Annotated in this window: 12 protein-coding genes and 1 tRNA gene; 3 read left to right on the plus strand and 10 right to left on the minus strand. The window is 62.4% G+C overall.

Going from position 1 to position 16393, the window contains the following annotated elements:
• Window positions 1-35 precede the first annotated feature (35 nt).
• The 7 genes from B7O88_RS09575 to B7O88_RS09610 all read right to left on the minus strand — a co-directional run bounded on the left by B7O88_RS09575 (window position 36) and on the right by B7O88_RS09610 (window position 8322).
• The gene (locus B7O88_RS09575) at window positions 36-1262 is read right to left on the minus strand and encodes an alanine racemase (protein ID WP_088275601.1); all 1227 of its coding nucleotides are present in this window, start codon (window positions 1260-1262) and stop codon (window positions 36-38) included.
• Window positions 1259-2551, minus strand: coding sequence for a D-arabinono-1,4-lactone oxidase (locus B7O88_RS09580; protein ID WP_088275603.1), 1293 nt, complete (start codon window positions 2549-2551; stop codon window positions 1259-1261). The genes B7O88_RS09575 and B7O88_RS09580 overlap by 4 nt, the downstream gene beginning before the upstream one ends.
• A gap of 236 nt (window positions 2552-2787) precedes the next feature.
• Window positions 2788-3690: a carbamate kinase gene (arcC, locus tag B7O88_RS09585; RefSeq protein ID WP_088275605.1), complete on the minus strand. Its 903-nt coding sequence runs from the start codon at window positions 3688-3690 to the stop codon at window positions 2788-2790.
• Window position 3691: 1 nt separating this feature from the next.
• Window positions 3692-4693, minus strand: coding sequence for an ornithine carbamoyltransferase (gene argF / locus B7O88_RS09590; protein ID WP_088275607.1), 1002 nt, complete (start codon window positions 4691-4693; stop codon window positions 3692-3694).
• Window positions 4694-4715: 22 nt separating this feature from the next.
• Window positions 4716-5945, minus strand: coding sequence for an arginine deiminase (locus tag B7O88_RS09595; RefSeq protein WP_088275609.1), 1230 nt, complete (start codon window positions 5943-5945; stop codon window positions 4716-4718).
• Between the two features lie 31 nt (window positions 5946-5976).
• Complete coding sequence (locus tag B7O88_RS09600; protein WP_088275610.1) at window positions 5977-7425, minus strand: YfcC family protein; 1449 nt, start codon at window positions 7423-7425, stop codon at window positions 5977-5979.
• 806 nt (window positions 7426-8231) lie between these two features.
• Window positions 8232-8322 (minus strand) — tRNA-Ser (locus tag B7O88_RS09610).
• A gap of 202 nt (window positions 8323-8524) precedes the next feature.
• On the opposite strand from B7O88_RS09610, the gene B7O88_RS09615 reads away from it, so the two are divergent.
• The 3 genes from B7O88_RS09615 (at window position 8525) to B7O88_RS09625 (ending at window position 11663) form a co-directional block, all read left to right on the plus strand.
• Complete coding sequence (locus B7O88_RS09615; RefSeq protein ID WP_088275734.1) at window positions 8525-9217, plus strand: crotonase/enoyl-CoA hydratase family protein; 693 nt, start codon at window positions 8525-8527, stop codon at window positions 9215-9217.
• A 78-nt stretch (window positions 9218-9295) separates the two neighbouring features.
• On the plus strand, window positions 9296-10363 hold the full coding sequence (locus B7O88_RS09620; protein ID WP_088275612.1) for a metal-dependent hydrolase: 1068 nt from the start codon (window positions 9296-9298) through the stop codon (window positions 10361-10363).
• A 73-nt stretch (window positions 10364-10436) separates the two neighbouring features.
• Window positions 10437-11663, plus strand: a complete 1227-nt coding sequence (locus B7O88_RS09625; protein WP_088275613.1) for an MFS transporter — start codon at window positions 10437-10439, stop codon at window positions 11661-11663.
• On the opposite strand, the gene B7O88_RS09630 is transcribed toward B7O88_RS09625, so the two are convergent.
• The 3 genes from B7O88_RS09630 to B7O88_RS09640 all read right to left on the minus strand — a co-directional run bounded on the left by B7O88_RS09630 (window position 11664) and on the right by B7O88_RS09640 (window position 16326).
• Complete coding sequence (locus B7O88_RS09630; RefSeq protein ID WP_088275614.1) at window positions 11664-11993, minus strand: AzlD domain-containing protein; 330 nt, start codon at window positions 11991-11993, stop codon at window positions 11664-11666. It abuts the gene before it with no gap.
• Window positions 11980-12711 carry an AzlC family ABC transporter permease gene (locus B7O88_RS09635; RefSeq protein ID WP_088275615.1) on the minus strand — a complete coding sequence of 244 codons (732 nt, stop codon included), beginning with the start codon at window positions 12709-12711 and terminating at the stop codon, window positions 11980-11982. Before B7O88_RS09635 ends, B7O88_RS09630 begins: the two co-directional genes overlap by 14 nt.
• A gap of 117 nt (window positions 12712-12828) precedes the next feature.
• On the minus strand, window positions 12829-16326 hold the full coding sequence (locus B7O88_RS09640; RefSeq protein ID WP_088275617.1) for a hybrid sensor histidine kinase/response regulator: 3498 nt from the start codon (window positions 16324-16326) through the stop codon (window positions 12829-12831).
• Between the last annotated feature and the right edge of the window lie 67 nt (window positions 16327-16393).

Below are 16393 nucleotides of genomic sequence, written 5' to 3' on the forward strand. Positions count from 1 at the left end.
CGCAGACGTGATCCAGCGCAAACCTGCGGCGCCAATCAGCCATTAAACACCGGCCAGCGCTCGACGACCTGTCCGCCGCGCACCGCCAGCAGATCCCCAAATTGCAACAGTACCGCTTCGCTCTGGCGAGGACGCAGGAATACCAGCTCATCAAGCTGCGGCGCCGTATGGGTGGATGCCAGCAACAACTGCTGATTGGAGCTGCTGCCATAAAGTGCACTCGGCGCCAGACCGCCAGGCGAGACCGGGTCGGCCAGCCAGTTGCCACCGTAGACAAACATCGCCTCACGGCCCCGACCGGACAGACGAGACAGCAGCCGGGGCAAGCGACCAAGCCCGGGCAGGCTCAGCGAAGGCGCACGTTTGAGCACCGGCGTAGCGATAAACAGAGCAGGCAAGTGATCGGCCAGACTCGACAGATCAAAATGCGCAGGCTTGAGCAGCCCGCTGCCGAGCGCCAGCTCGTTGCTGAGCTGCTCCTGATCGTGCAGTCGATAGGTAGGACTGCCCGCGGTGTTCACCGTCAGCGGCGGCTGACCGTCCGCTGCCAACGCCTGAGCCCACAGATCCGGCGCCTCCCGCTGCACCTGCTCCACCCGCGCCTGATAAGTCACCATCGCCTGCGCCAGCAACCGGGCCGGCGATCCGAACAGGCGCGGCACCATCGCCACATGCGGCTCGTAACCCATAAAACCGGTAAAGGCCAGGTGCTGCGGGTACTGTTCGATCGTCCGCAAAATCTCACGCAACATCCTTTCACCGGCCTCCCCTTCCGGAATGCCGCCGCGATGCAGGCCCACATCCAGCTCGAGATTCACGTTCAGACGAATCCCGCGCCGCTGCGCCAGCGCCAGATACTGCTGCAGCCGCTCAGGCGAATCGATCAGCCATTGCAGTTGCCGCTGCGGATCAAACCCGCCCTGATGCAGCTGATAGAAACGTTCGGCCAGCGCCGCCGGCAGCGGCTTGCCAAGCAGGATGTCGGCATCCGGCCAGTGCCGGGCGTCGAGATTGAGAAAGGGTTGGTGAAACGACATTAACCGCCGGGTACCCGCTCGCCGGGCAATATAATCAAGCAGTTGGAACGACGGCAGCGACTTTTCCACCAGCCGCAACGCCTTGCCGGCCTGCGCGGCAAAGGCCACCGCCTGATCAATGTTGTGATCCAGCCGATCCAGATCGACGATCAGCCGCGGCAGCAGCTCACCCTCCGCCTGCAGCGCCGCCTGAAGCCTGCTGAAATAGGCATCATGCGTACTCATGGCAGCACCAGCAGCTTGCGCAAATGGGCGTTGAACATACGACCTTGCGGGTCCAGGCGCTCACGGACTCGCCTCGCATCATCCCAACGCGGATACAGCTCGGCCAGCCGCACCGCATCCAGCGAATGCAGCTTGCCCCAGTGGGGACGCCCGCCGTACTTCCAGAAAATCGGCTCCACCAGGTTGAACAGTGGGCGGTAATCCGTGCAGACATGCTGATGAATCGAGATGGACGCACTGTCACGCCCGTAGAACGGCGAGAGCCAGGCCTCATCTGCCGCCACCGTGCGGTACTCCAGCGGAAACAACGTGCGCAAGGATGAACGCTTGACGGTCGCCAGCACCTCTTCCACGCATTCCAGTCCGCGTGCCAACGGCAGCTCGTATTCCATTTCGTTAAAGCGCGACGCCCGCGGGCTGGGGAAAATCTGGTACGAGCGCCCGACTCGGCACACCTCCGAGTGCAGCGCGGTCAACAGCCGCTGCATCAACGCATCTGCGCCTGCCACGCCATGGGCAATCCGTGAGGTGATATCGAGCACCCTGTCGACGGGCAGATTGAAACGGGGCTTTGCAGTCGGCGGCTCGGTTGACTCGTTCAGCACCTTCACGACAGCCCTGTCGGTGCGGAAAAACGCCCAAAACTCGGCGTGGCGGTTATCCCGCGCAAGCCCCTCAAAACAGCTCAGCACCTCAGCCAGCGGCAGCAGGTACTCACGCTCGGCCAGGTGATAACTGGAGCGGTTTTGCAGGGTAACCCGGGTGATCACGCCCAGCGCACCAAGCGAGGTTGCCCCCGCCTGCAGAATGTCCGCATTGTGCGAGGAATCAGCGTCGATCACCTCACCGCTCGGCGTCACCAGCCGCAATCCACGCACCAGTGCAGAGAACGACCCCAGGCCCAACCCGGTACCGTGGGTAGAGGTGCCGCACGCCCCTGCCAACGACTGCGCATCAATATCGCCCTGATTGATCAGCCCCTGGCCGAGCGGCCAGAGCAAAGAGCCCAACGCGTGCAACGGCGTGCCCGCCATCGCGGTGGCGGTCAGACGTTCAGCGTCGTGGGAGACCAGCCCGTTCAGATGCTCAAGGGAAACCAGATTCCCTGCCGTTTTGCACAGCGCACTGAACGAATGCCCCGCCCCGGTCACCCGAACCTCACCGCTCGAGCTCTGCAACAACGCAACCAGCTGGTCCTCGCTGCCCGGACGCCACCAACGCCCGGGCATCGCACGCTGCGACCCTGACCAGTTACGCCATTCACCCTGCGAACTCACAACCGCCGCCATACCCACTCCTTGTCATTGGACCCGGATCAATCCGGGGGCGCGGTACACTGCCGCGCCAAGCTGATCATTACCCGAGATGGCAACGGGAACAAGGTTGGAAATCAGGATAGAAGCATCGGTGAAGGTGGCTGACCTGATGCGCTGCAGAGGGGCGGCGAACGGCAAACAGCACACAACGAACAGCGGCCTTGGCGCTAACCGACGCCTTCACTGCAGCGATGCGACGACAGACTTCGTCAGCCGATTCGCGTCCCGGCGCTCCCTCGCAGAATGCCTGATGCATCCTCCAGCCGGCCGATGGCGGCGATCTTGCCGGTGCCGGCAAACTGCGCGGCAGCCTTTGCCTTCGGCAACATCGAGCCGGCCGGCAGGCTGATGCCGTCGAGGTCAGCTACGCTCAGCGCACTGACCTGTCGGGCCTGCGGAGTACCGAAATCGCGATAGATCGCATCAACATCGGTCAGCAAAAGCAGTGCATCGGCGTCTATCTGCTCTGCAAGCAATGCACTGGCCGCGTCCTTGTCGATCACCGCCTCTACGCCAACCAGGCTGCCGTCGGGCCGGCGCACCACCGGAATACCACCGCCGCCCGCACAGACGACAATCACCTCGTTGCGCAGCAGGATTTTCAGCACCGACAGGTCGGGAATCTCAAGCGGCGCCGGCGATGGCACCACGCGGCGCCACTTGTCACCATCCTGCGCAATCGACCAGTTGGCAGCCGCCGCCCTGCGTTCGGCCTCGGCTTTGTCGTATACCGGCCCGACAAACTTGGTCGGCTTTTGAAACGCCGGGTCAGCCAGATCCACCACCACCTGGGTCAGCAGCGTCGCGACCGGCTTCTGATGGTCGATAGCATTTTCCAGCTCCTGCTCGATCATGTAGCCGATCATGCCTTCGGTCTCGGCGCCCAGCACATCCAGCGGGTCGGCACCATCGGGGCGGTAGGCTGCGCCCTGCAGGGCCAGCAGGCCGACCTGCGGCCCATTGCCATGGGTGATGACCAGTTGATGACCTTCACTGACCAGCTCCGCCAGCGCGGCAGCAGCCGTGCTCACATTGGCCCGCTGAGTTTCGGCAGTCATGGCCTCCCCGCGCTTGAGCAGGGCATTGCCGCCCAGGGCGACGACGATCAGCATGCTAGCCTCCGAGGGTGGCGACCAGAACCGCCTTGATGGTGTGCATTCGGTTTTCCGCCTGATCGAACACGATGGATGCCGGGCTCTCGAACACCTCCTCCGTCACCTCCATGCAATCGAGACCGAATTCGCGCTGGATTTCAGCCCCGACAGTGGTTTCCGCGTTATGAAAGGCGGGCAGGCAATGCATAAAGCAGGCGCGCGGATTACCGGTCTTCTCCATCACCTCGCGGGTGACCTGATAGGGCTTGAGCAACTTGATACGCTCTGCCCACTTCTCCTTGGCTTCGCCCATGGAGACCCAGACATCGGTATAGACAAAATCCACACCCCGCACCGCCTCGTCCACGCTTTCGGTCAGGGTCACCCGCGCGCCTGTGTGCTCTGCTATCTCCCGGGCCTCACGCTGAATGCTCTCCTCCGGCCAGCAGGCACGCGGGGCACAGAGGCGCACATCCATGCCCATCTTGGCGCCACCGATCAGCAGGCTGTCGCCCATGTTGTTGCCCGCGTCACCGAGAAAGGCATAGGCAACCTGATGCAACGGCTTGTCGACATGCTCCTGCATGGTCAGAAAGTCAGCCAGAATCTGGGTCGGGTGAAACTCGTCTGTCAGCCCGTTATACACCGGCACACCGGCGTAGGCAGCCAGCGTCTCCACCACCTCCTGGCCAAAACCCCGGTACTCGATGGCATCGTAGATTCGTCCAAGCACACGCGCGGTGTCCTTTACCGTTTCCTTGTGACCGATGTGGTTCCCGGACGGCCCGAGATAGGTCACTCTGGCACCCTGATCGTAGGCAGCCACTTCAAAGCCGACCCGGGTTCGGGTGGAGCTTTTCTCGAAAATAAGCGCAATATCCTTGCCCTGCAGAACAGGGCGTTCGGTACCGGCGTACTTTGCCGCCTTGAGGTCGGCCGCCAGTTTGAGCAGAAAGGCGATTTCTTTCGGCGTGTAGTCGCGCAGCGTCAGAAAGCTGCGATTTTTCAGATTGAATGCCATGGTCTGTGGTCTCCTGTCCTGTTCAAACCGGGTCGCGCGCCGTTGGGCAGCTCATGCAGTGGCCGCCCCCCCGACCGCGCCCCAGTTCGGCACCCGGAATTTCCAGCACCTCGATGCCGGCTGCCTTCAGTTCGGCGTTGGTATCGTCATTGCGGTCATAGGCGATGACGACGCCGGGGCGAAGCGCCACCACGTTATTGCCATCGTTCCATTGCTCACGGGCTCGCTCCTCCTCGGTATCACCACCGGTGGGCACGACATGCAGCTTGTTGAAGCCAAGCACCTCGGCCACGATCTCGAAGATCGGACGCGGATCCATACGAAAATCCAGAGCCCCCAGGGCGTCTCCCGGGCGAATGTCGTAACACACCAGCTCATCCGCCACTTCCTTGAAGGTGGTCACCACGTCGCCGCCGCACAGGGTAAACACGGTATCCAGGTGCATGGCCGAGCGGGATTTGGGGATGCGAAACGCCAGCACGCGCTCGACCACCTCCCCGGCAAACAGGGCCTGCGCCAGCTGGCCGACGGCTTGGGGCGAGGAACGCTCCCCCATTCCGACCAGCACGGTCTTGTTGCCAACCGGCATGATGTCGCCCCCTTCAAGGGTCGCCAGCCCGTGGTCGACCGTCGGGTCGCCCCAGTGAATCTTGGTACGACCGGCAAAGTTCGGGTGGAATTTGTAAATCGCCGTATTCAGCAGCGTCTCAGGGCGGCGGGCATTCCAGAACATCGGGTTGACCACAACGCCGTCGTAGATCCAGGCGCTGTTGTCACGGGTAAAGAGCGCGTTCGGCAGTGGCGGTAACACAAATCCGTGATGGCCGATGTAACTGCCGAACAGCCCCGCGGGCTCAAAGGGCAGCTCCTCAACAGTCAGGCCGCCGAGCAGGTGCCTGGCCAGCAGCTCACTCGGAATCTCTTTCATCCAGCTGACCAGTTCGGATTTTGCGCCTACTCCGACCTGATTGGCGGTAATGCGGTGGTCGAGCACCCAACTGCGCGCCTCGGGATTATCGAGGGTTCCGGTCAGCAGGGTGTTGACGTCCAGCACCTCCACGCCTTCGTCGCGCATCAGCTGGGTAAATACATCGTGATCCTTCTGTGCCTGCTTTACCCAAAAGACGTCATCGAACAGCAACTCCTGGCAATTACCGGGTGTGAGACGCCGATGAGCCAGCCCCGGCCGGCAAACAACCACCTGACGCAAACGCCCTGTTTCGGAGTGAACGCCCAGCTCTTGAACAGACATATCCTTTCTCCCTATTGCATTGGCCAAGCGCTCACAGCAGAACGGAAATGCTCAGAACGAGAGTGATAAACAACACCAGAATAACCAGCAGCGGCCAGACGAAAGCCAGCCAGCGGTCGTAGGACACCCGGCCGATGGCGAGGCCGCCAACCACCACCGCAAAGGTCGGGTTGATGAAGTTCACCAGACCGTTGGCCGACTGATAGGCAGTGACCACAAGGTCACGTCCGACCCCGGCGAAATCAGCCAGAGGCGCGAGAATCGGCATGGAGAGCACAGCCAGCCCCGAAGATGACGGCACCAGAAAACTCATCGCCGCCTCAATCCAGAACATCAGATTGATAAAGGCCAAGCCGCCCATGCCGTCCAGCGCCTGTGCTGCGCTGTGCAGCATGGTGTCTGCGATCAGGCCGTTTTCCATGATCACCACAATCCCGCGCGCCAACCCGACAACCAGTGCCACACCCAGCAACTCTCTGGCACCGTCGACAAAGTGACTGGTCAGACCCTTCTCGCCCAGACGTGCAATCACGCCGATCACGATTGCAGACCCGAGGAACAGCGCGCCCATCTGCGCCATCCACCAGCCCTGGGATGAAACGCCCCAGATCATCACCGCGAAGGTCAGCGCAAACAGCACCAGCACCACCGACTGAATGCCGGTCAGGTGATCACTATGCTCCTCAGCCGCCTGACGCTTGAGGAAAAAGGCCTTGTGCTCCTCAAGCTGCTTGGCCACCGCCGACCTGGACGGGTCCTGTTTGACGCGATGGGCATACACCATCACGTAGGCGATGCAGATCACCAGCCCGCCGAGCAGAATCACGAACCGGGGGATAATCCCGTCGGTAAACGGAATACCCGCCGCATTGGCCGCAATGACCGTCGCAAACGGGTTGATTGTCGAGCCAAGCACACCAATACCGGCCCCGATCAGAATGATCGCCACACCGGTGACCGAGTCATACCCCGCCGCCATCATCACGGGTATCAGCAAGGCATAGAACGCCAGCGTCTCCTCAGCCATGCCATAGGTCGTACCACCGATGGCAAACAGGCTCATGAGTATCGGGATCATCCAGATCTCGTGGCCCTTCAGATGCACCATCGCCGACCGGATGCCCGTATCAATGGCGCCCGTGGCGTTCACCACACCGAGAAAGCCGCCCAGAAACAGCACGAACAGCGCCACATCAATCGCGTTGGCCGCATAACTGTCCGGATCATAGAAACCCGCGCCGGGCGCCAGCATCACCTCGACGATGCCCTGCGGATTCGGCTCCACTTCATGGTAAGTGCCGGCAACCGCCACCTCACGCCCAACCGCCTCGTTCATCTCGCGGTCAAACTTGCCCGCCGGCATGATCCAGGTGAGACCGGCCATCAGAATGATCAGCAGAAAAAGAATCGAATACGCGGTAGGGAAGCGGGAGGCCATATCCTGGCCCTTGTCTTTCTCACGATCAGGTGCGCTGTCCATTGGACACCTCCAGAGGAATGAAGCCTTATCCGTGTTCACCCCTGCGGCAACGCACAGGCAAGGGCAAATCCATCTACAAAACCTTTGACACAGTCAGCCATCTGCATGGCGATGCACTTGAACGTATCACCACCAAGACAAACCTTAGTTGATACAAATCATTTCGTGAGGCGTATTTTCGAATGGCCCCTGGAGTGAATCTGCCGCGCTTCGCAGAGCGGCATGCAGTGTGGGGGGGGGAATATTCTGGTGCTGCAGAAGATACTCGGGCATACCTTGCTGGCGATGACCATGCGCTACGCACACCTTGCACCTAACCATCTGCAGGAAGCTCTGAGGCTTAACCCGTTCGACACTTTTTCGACACTTTCCGACGTTGGAAAAGAGAACCCCTGAAATCTTAAAGAAATCAGGGTTTAACTATCGAATCTGACGGCGAGAGGGATTACTCGGCGCTTGGCGCCTCGCCCTCGGCTGAACCAGCCTCGGGCCGTCGTCGCTGCGCTCCGACGTTCCTGCGCCAGCGGTGCTGGCTCCGGTCGAACCGTTAGGGTTCTCGTCCGTCTGTTCACCGCACAAACGAAAAAGCCCCAGCTTGCGCCAAGGTCCTTCGTTGTCTGGCAGAGAGGGATTACTCGGCGCTTTGCGCCTCGCCCTCGGCTGGACCCGCCTCGGGTCGTCGTCGCTGCGCTCCGACGTTCCTGCGCCAGCGGCGCTGGCTCCGGTCGAACCGTTAGGGTTCTCGTCCGTCTGTTCACCGCACAAACAAAAAAGCCCCAGCTTGCGCTGGGGCCTTTTTGTTTGTCTGGCGGAGAGAGAGGGATTCGAACCCTCGATACGCTATTAACGTATACACACTTTCCAGGCGTGCTCCTTCAGCCACTCGGACACCTCTCCGGATCTCGGCGTGCGGGTTACCCTGCTACCGAGGCGCGCTAATGTACCGAAACGCGGGCGCTTTGGCAAACCCTTTTTCCATTGTTTTCAACCACTCGTGACTCCGGCTTTGGCGGACTCGCCAGTCATGAATTAGTTGGTAAACTGCCTGCTTTATGCTGCGGCACTGATGCCGTATGACTTTCTATGTGAGGACTTTCTGATGAGCGAGCTGGTCTCCTATCGTTTCGCTGACGGCGTTGCCCACCTGAGCCTGGATAATGGCAAGGTCAACGCCCTGTCGCCCGACATGATCGCCGCGATTAACGCTGCACTGGATCAGGCGGAAAAGGACCGCGCCGTGGTGGTGCTGAGCGGCAAGCCGGGCATTTTCTCCGGCGGCTACGATCTGAAAGTCATGACCTCTGGCCCGGATGCGGCCAAGGCGCTGGTGGCGTCCGGTTCCACCCTGTCACGCCGCATGCTGTCTCACCCCTTCCCGATTGTTGCCGTGTGCACCGGCCACGCAATTGCCAAGGGCGCGTTTCTGCTGCTGTCGTCCGATTACCGACTGGGCGTTGAGGGTCCGTTCAAGATTGGCCTGAACGAAACCGCCATCGGCATGACCATGCACCACGCCGGTATCGAACTGGCCCGTGCGCGCCTGACGCCAGCCGCCTTTGGCCGTGCGGTGATCAACGCCGAAATGTTCAGCCCGGAAGAAGCCGTTGTTGCCGGCTTCCTCGACAAGGTGGTCGCGGCCGAGGAGCTGGAAGCGGCAGCCATGGCCAAGGCCCGGGAGCTGGCTGCGCTGAACATGACTGCCTTCCGCCAGACCAAGGTCAAGAGCCGCAAGGCTTACCTGGAATTGCTGGATCAGTGCATCGAGCTGGATCGTCAGCACGACCTGAGCTGAAAAATCGGGAAACGTGGCAGGACTGCGCAGGGCAATGATATGCAGTAGGCTGTGCATCTCACCCTGCGGAGTCTTTTCATGGATTCAGTTACCCAGATCGTTCTCGGCGCCTCGATCCAGGGCGCAATGCTTGGCCGCTGGCAGGGCCGCAAGGCGCTGATCTACGGCGCAGCACTGGGCACGGTGCCCGATCTGGACGTGCTGATCGACTACGGCGATGCGGTCGCCGACATGACCTACCACCGCGGGTTCAGCCACTCCCTGTTCGTGCTGGCAACACTCGCCGCGCTGCTCACCTGGCTGATACGCAAACGCTGGCCGGACGCGGGCTACAGCAGCGGCAGGCTGTTCGCCACCCTGGCCCTGGTGCTCTGCACCCATCCGCTACTCGACAGTTTCACCACCTACGGTACCCAGCTGTTCTGGCCGCTGCCGATGCCGCCGGTGGCGATTTCCAGCATTTTCATCATTGACCCTCTCTACACCCTGCCCTTGCTGCTGGCGATGCTGGCAGGGCTGGTGATCGGGCTGGGCCGCAGCGGCCTGCGCTGGCAATACGCCGGGCTGTTGCTCAGTTCGCTGTATCTCGGCAGCACGCTGATCGGCAAGCAGATGGCCGACCATCACCTGCAAGCCGCACTGGCACAGCAGGGTATCCAGCCCCAGGCGACCTTCAGCACGCCGACCCCATTCAACACCCTGCTCTGGCGGGTTATGGCGGTCGACGGCGACAACTACTACGAAGGGCTGGTCGGCTGGCTGGACCATGAACCGCTGACCCTGATCAAGCTGCCGACCCGCGCCAGCGAGGCCCGTCAGGCACTGCTCGAATCACCACAGGACCAGCGTCTGCGCTGGTTTACCGGTGACCGCCTGCGCTATGACCTGATTGACGGGCAGTGGGTGGCGACCGATCTGCGCCTTGGCATGAGTGGCTACCATCCGTTCCGCTTTGCCCTGGCCACCGTGGACCCCGCCACCGGCGAGACTGCGTTGATCAAAGAGGTGGAACAATGGCCGCAGCGGCGACCGGATGCGGCCGCACTGCGCCTGATGGCAGAGCGGGCACTGGACGCCAGAACGCCGCTGTCGATTGCGGAGTTGTCGCGCTCACTCACCGAACCGGCACCCCATCAGCAACGGTGATGGCCGCACTGGCTGTCCGCTGGGGCGCTGATTTTGCGATAATCTCGCTCTTTATTCCCGGGGGAGCGTGAACATGTCAGGTCAATCGCCAGCCAGCAGCGCCGCGTCGAGTCGCCGTGTGGCGATGATCGCTGCCCTGATGGCGATTTTCACCACCATCTTCGCGAGCAACGTGCCCACCCCGCTGTACGCTGTCTGGCAGGCGAAGATGGGCTTTTCCTCCACGGCGCTGACCGCTGTCTTCTCGATCTATGTCCTCGGGGTGGTGACCACCCTGCTTACCCTGGGCTCACTGTCGGACAAGATTGGCCGTCGCCAGATGATGGTGCCGGGGCTGCTGTTCATTCTGGCCGGTGCGGTAATGTTTATCCTGGCGCGCGATATCTATGGGCTGGGTATCGCCCGGGTGCTGACCGGTATCGGCACCGGAATCGTGACCGGCGCCTCCTCGGCCGCACTGGTCGAACTGGAACCGGACGGCAACTGGACCCGCGCCGCCACCCTGTCGGCGCTGTTCTTTACCCTTGGCGCCTTTGCCGGCCCGACCGTCAGCTCGCTGATGCTCGGGCTGGGCGACGCGGCGCTGACCTGGCCATTTGCGGTAACCCTGGCCCTCGGTGGCCTGACGGTCGCCCTGCTGCTGCTCGCCCCCTGGCCTGCCGATATTGGTCAGCGCCACCCGGACTTTCGCTGGCGCGCCTGGCGGCCGACCACTATCAAGGTGCCGCGGGAGATGCTCGGCGCGTTTATCTTCGCTGCCGCGGCGATCTGTCTGGCCTGGTCCACCGGCAGCCTGTATGCCTCGCTCGGCCCCTCACTGGCGACCAAGCTGGTCGGCATCGATGATCGCACCAAGGCCGGCCTGTTCGCCGCGGGCTGGCAACTGATGGCCGGGGTAAGCCAGTTTGCCTGCAAGCGTCAGCCACTGGATCGCCTGCTGCTGGTTGGCCCGTCCACACTGATCATCGGTCTCGGCGTGATGGCTGCGGCCGTGGTCTACAGCTCGCCCTGGATGTTTACCCTTGCAACCCTGGCAACGGCCAGCGGCGCGGGCGCGACCGGCGTTGTGGGTATTGCCTCGATCAGCAACAGCGCACCGGCCGATCAGCGCGGCGGGATCAACTCAGCGTTTTACCTGATGGCCTACCTGACCATGGCGTCGGTGGTACTGGGCGTTGGCTTTGTCAGCGACATGATCGGCTTCGCGCCGACGGTGCTGGGCTTTGCCAGCATCATTTCCTGCGCCGCGCTGGCGCTGATGCTGGTCGCCCTCAGCAGCCGCCGCGCCTCGCTCTGGTAGTCAGCCCGCCAGCCACCAACGCCAGAGGAAGAACACCAGTATGCTGCCGAAGATGGTCAGCAGCAGGTTGCGACTGAACGCGGCAATCAACACGGCGACCACGCCACCGACCAGGTAGGCGTTGTCCAGCGTAAGCTGCAGGCTGTTGCCGTCGGGCATGACGACAGCCGGAACAATGATCGCCGTCAGGACCGCGACCGGCACATAGCCGAGCGCCTGCTGCACCAGCGGGCTGAAGCGCACCCGATGACCCACCGCAAACAGGGTGTAGCGAATGGCGAAGGTGATCACGCCCATGCCCAGCAGCAGTACCGCTTCAAACTGACTCATTGCCCACCTCCCGTACGGAGGCTGCCGCGCTCCAGCGTTCGGCCAGCACGCCGGCGCTGACGCCGCAAAGCGCTGCCAGCATCAAGCCCAGCTTCCACGGCAGATCGTAGGCAACCAGCGCCACCAGCCCTGCCACAACGGCGGCCAGCAGCATGGGCCGGGTGCGCAGCAGCGGCACGACGATCCCGGTGAAGGTCGCGACCATGGCAAAGTCCAGGCCCCAGCCGGCCATGCCGGGCAGCGCGTTGCCCAGCAAAGCCCCCACCAGCGTGCACAGGAACCAGTTGCTGTACATCGCCAGACACGAGCCGAGGTAGTACCAGTGCTTGCTCTCCAGCGGGATCTGCGGATCCAGATAGTGCCGCTGGACCACGGCAAAACTCTCGTCGGTCAACCAGAACGCCAGCGGAATCTTCCAGCGCTGTGACAGGTGGCTGACATGGCTCATCAGGCTGGCGCTGTAGAGCGCATGCCGCAGATTGACGATAAAGGTCGTCAGCAGCAGCACAACCAGCCCGGCGCCGCTGGCGATCAGGCTCACGGCAATAAACTGGGCTGAGCCGGCGAAGACCAGCGCCGACATCAGCAGGGTGGCAGGCAGCGAGAGGCCGCTGGCAACAGCCAGCGTGCCGAAGATGACACCGAACGGCGTCGCGCCGATCAGCATGGGAACGGTATCGCGCGCGCCGCAGAGCAACGCGTTGGTTTTGGCAGACATGGGCGTAAAGACGGGCCAGGCAGTATCAGAATATATAGATGTGCAGCCTAGCCCGCCGCCGGGCGACAGGACAGATACAGCTAGAAAACAACATCCGGCAAACTGTTATGGTTGCCGCTAGGCGAGCGCAATGTGTCTGCTGATCAGCGCCCGCAGCGCCGCCGGCTTGACCGGTTTGGGCAGATACGACAGGCCTGCCAGCGAGATTTCATTGAGCACATCCTGGCGGCCATCGGCACTGATCACCACCCCCGGCAGGTCCGCATCAAGCAGGTCACGCAGCCACAGCATCAGTTGGGTGCCGGTATCGCCATCATCGAGGTGGTAATCAACCAGCACCAGCTCCGGGACGAAGCCCTGATCGAGCAATTGCCGAACTTCCTGCCGGTCGCGCGCGACTGCGACACGGCACTGCCAGCGCCCGAGCAGGCTCTGCATGCCGGCCAGAATGCTGCTCTCATTGTCGATACACAGTACCGGCGCGCCGTCGAACTGCGGTGGCAGCTCGGGCTTGGCCGTCCGACTGCGCACTGCCCGCGGCATGCTCGCCAGCGGCACGGTAACGCTGAACACACTGCCGTGCCCCGGCCAGGAACGCACGCTCAGCTCGTGCCCGAGTACCCGGCACAGACCGTCGGCAATGGCCAACCCCAGGCCCAGCCCCTTTTCGGCCTGGGTACGGTGACTGTCGAGTCGCTGAAACTCTTCAAAGATCAGCTGCAATTTGTCCTGCGGAATGCCCGGCCCCTGATCCCAGACCTCAATCCGTACCGCGCCGTGCAGATGGCGCACACCGAGCACCACCCGCGCGGCACTGGCATAGCGGAAGGCGTTGGTCAGGAAGTTCTGCAGCACCCGGCGCAGCAGGCGCATGTCGCTGCGCACCCGCAGCCGGCTGCTGTGAATGCGCAGATCAATACCCTGTTCGACCGCCAGCGCGCTGAACTCGATGCGCAGCGGGTCAAACAGCTCACTGAGGGCAAAATCACCCAGCTCCGGCACGATGCGCCCGGCTTCGAGACGGGAAATATCGAGCAGATCGGAAATCAGCTCCTCGGCGGACGCCAGCGAGCTGTCCAGATGGCGCACCAGCTCTTCCACCTCCGGCGGCATGTCGGACTGATGGGCCAGCGAGGCGGAGAACAGACGCGCGGCATTGAGCGGCTGCATCAGGTCATGGCTGACGGCGGTCAGGAATCGACTCTTGGACTGACTGGCCCGCTCGGTCTGGGCCTGAGCCTGCAGCAGTGCCTGGTTCAGCTGGGACAGCTCGCGGGTGCGCTCGTCCACCCGCCGCTCCAGACTCTCGTTTGCCTCCTGCAACGCCCGCTCGGCTTCGCGGAAGGCGGAGATATCGGTGAAGCTCATGACGAAGCCGCCACCGGGCATCGGGTTGCCGATGATCTCGATGACGCTGCCGTCAGGGAACATGCGTTCGGAGCGATGCGGCGTACCCTGCTGCATCCAGGCGATGCGCTTGTCGACGTGCAGTTGCGGGTCACCGGGCCCGCACAACCCGCGCCGGGCATTGTGCAGAATGATGTCGGCAATCGGACGACCGATGGCAATCAACCCTTCCGGATACTGGAACATTTCCAGATAACGGCGATTCCAGGCCACCAGCCGCAGGGATTTATCAACCACGCTGATCCCCTGACTGATGTTCTCGATCGCGCCCTGCAGCAGGCCCCGGTTGAACTGCAGTACCTCGGAGGCTTCATCGACGATGCGCACCACATCGTCAAACTGCATGTCGCGCCCTTCAATCGCCGCCTTTACCACCAGCCGCGCCGACGACGCGCCCAGTACGCCGGCCAGCAGGCGCTCGGTCAGGGTAATCCAGCCGGAGTCTGCAGTTTGGCTGCCATGCAGGCTGCCACCCTGGCGCTGGGCATAATGATTGAAGGCCGCCTCGGCGCGCTCCTCCCCAACAAAACGCGAGGCCAGCTCCAGCAGGTCGTCGACCCGCACCCGCAGCAGTACCTTGCCGGGCCCGTCAATCCAGGGCTCGCTGTCCTGGCTGACAAAGCGGCTGGCCTGCCAGTGTTCCAGCACACGCGTCCGGCTGAACAGCGAGCCGGCAACAAAAACCAGGAAGTTGCATACCAGTGACACCACGCTGGCCAGCGTCAGCGCATCCACGCCCCAGCTCGCGGCGGCGGTCCGTACCGCTTCGATCATCGGCAGCTGGCCGGTATGCCAATGCAAGCCGGCCCCTACCAGCGGCAACACCAGCAGATACAGCCACAGCACGATCCCGACCAGCAGGCCCGCCAGCACGCCGGTGCGGTTGGCCTGCTTCCAGAACAGCGCGCCAAACATCGCCGGCGCCAACTGCCCGATAGCGGCAAACGCGACCTGACCGATGCTGGCCAGACTGGTCTCGCTGCCGATCAAGCGGTAAACCACATAGGCCAGCAGCAGAATAATCAGAATGCTGGTGCGCCGGACGTTCAGCAGCCAGCCACGAAAACGCTCGTAGGAATGCTCGGCGCCGACGCGGTTGCGCAGCAGGATCGGCAATACCACATCGTTCGACACCATGGTGCTGAGCGCGATCGCCGCCACGATCACCATACCGGACGCTGCCGAGGCACCACCCAGGAACGCAGCCATGGCCAGTACCGGATTGCCCTGCAGTAACGGCAGACTGATGACGTAGGAATCGGGCGACATGCCGTCGCCAAGCAGCATCTGACCAGCCAAAGCGATGGGCACCACAAAGAGGCCGGCCAGCAGCAGGTAAACCGGAAAAACCCAGCGTGCCAGACGCAGATCACCTGGCTCGCTGTTTTCCACCACAGCGACCTGGAACTGCCGGGGCAGGCAGATGAAGGCGAAAATCGCGATGGAGGTTTGCAGCAGAATGCCGATGACCGGCGTATCGCGCTGCCAGTAGCTCTCCAGCACCGGCTCGGCGCGCGCCTGAGTAATCAGGTCTGCTGCGCCGCCGAACAGCCCAAACACCACAAACAGCCCGACCGCCAGAAACGCCAGCAGCTTGACCAGCGCCTCAAAGGCAATCGCCAGCATCATGCCTCGGTGGTGCTCCGTCACATCCAGGCTGCGGGTCCCGAACAGCACGGTAAACAGTGCCAGAACCAGGGTGACGGCCAGCGCGGTATCCTCCGCGCCGAACGCATTCAATGGCGTTGCCGCTTCGGTTCCGCCGCCGGTAAGCAGGCTGTAGCCCAGCACGATACCCTTGAGTTGCAGCGCGATATACGGCAGCACGGCAACCAGACACAGCAGCGAGACGACAACGCCCAGGCTTTGCGACTTGCCGTAGCGCGAGGCAATAAAGTCGGCGATGGAGGTAATATTTTCTTGCTTGCTGATCGCAATCATGCGCGCATAAAGGCGCCAGCCAAACAGAAACAGCAGCAACGGCCCCATGTAGATGGGCAAAAAGCCCCAGAGCTGGTCGGTCGCCATGCCGACCGAACCGAAAAAGGTCCAGCTGGTACACCAGACTGCCAGCGACAGGCTGTAGACCCAGACCCTCAGGCGCGGCTTGAGCACACTCGCGTTGCGATCACCCCAAAAGGCAATGACGAACAGCAAGGCCATGTACAGCAGAAATATGAAGGCTACCAGCCCACCGGAAAGCATCATGAGGCGCGCTCAACCCGCAACAGTGTCACAACCTTCAGTCTGACAGTGCCAAACGGCTTTGCCCAGC

Origin of the sequence: Halopseudomonas aestusnigri, from assembly GCF_002197985.1 — a bacterium.
GTDB classification, from domain to species: Bacteria; Pseudomonadota; Gammaproteobacteria; order Pseudomonadales; family Pseudomonadaceae; genus Halopseudomonas; species Halopseudomonas aestusnigri.

Bases quoted from the DNA above. Each gene is read 5' to 3' on its own strand.
- B7O88_RS09575 (WP_088275601.1), bottom strand. From the start codon at position 1,262: ATGAGTACGCATGATGCCTATTTCAGCAGGCTTCAGGCGGCGCTGCAG.
- B7O88_RS09580 (WP_088275603.1), bottom strand. From the start codon at position 2,551: ATGGCGGCGGTTGTGAGTTCGCAGGGTGAATGGCGTAACTGGTCAGGG.
- arcC (WP_088275605.1), bottom strand. From the start codon at position 3,690: ATGCTGATCGTCGTCGCCCTGGGCGGCAATGCCCTGCTCAAGCGCGGG.
- argF (WP_088275607.1), bottom strand. From the start codon at position 4,693: ATGGCATTCAATCTGAAAAATCGCAGCTTTCTGACGCTGCGCGACTAC.
- B7O88_RS09595 (WP_088275609.1), bottom strand. From the start codon at position 5,945: ATGTCTGTTCAAGAGCTGGGCGTTCACTCCGAAACAGGGCGTTTGCGT.
- B7O88_RS09600 (WP_088275610.1), bottom strand. From the start codon at position 7,425: ATGGACAGCGCACCTGATCGTGAGAAAGACAAGGGCCAGGATATGGCC.
- B7O88_RS09615 (WP_088275734.1), top strand. From the start codon at position 8,525: ATGAGCGAGCTGGTCTCCTATCGTTTCGCTGACGGCGTTGCCCACCTG.
- B7O88_RS09620 (WP_088275612.1), top strand. From the start codon at position 9,296: ATGGATTCAGTTACCCAGATCGTTCTCGGCGCCTCGATCCAGGGCGCA.
- B7O88_RS09625 (WP_088275613.1), top strand. From the start codon at position 10,437: ATGTCAGGTCAATCGCCAGCCAGCAGCGCCGCGTCGAGTCGCCGTGTG.
- B7O88_RS09630 (WP_088275614.1), bottom strand. From the start codon at position 11,993: ATGAGTCAGTTTGAAGCGGTACTGCTGCTGGGCATGGGCGTGATCACC.
- B7O88_RS09635 (WP_088275615.1), bottom strand. From the start codon at position 12,711: ATGTCTGCCAAAACCAACGCGTTGCTCTGCGGCGCGCGCGATACCGTT.
- B7O88_RS09640 (WP_088275617.1), bottom strand. From the start codon at position 16,326: ATGATGCTTTCCGGTGGGCTGGTAGCCTTCATATTTCTGCTGTACATG.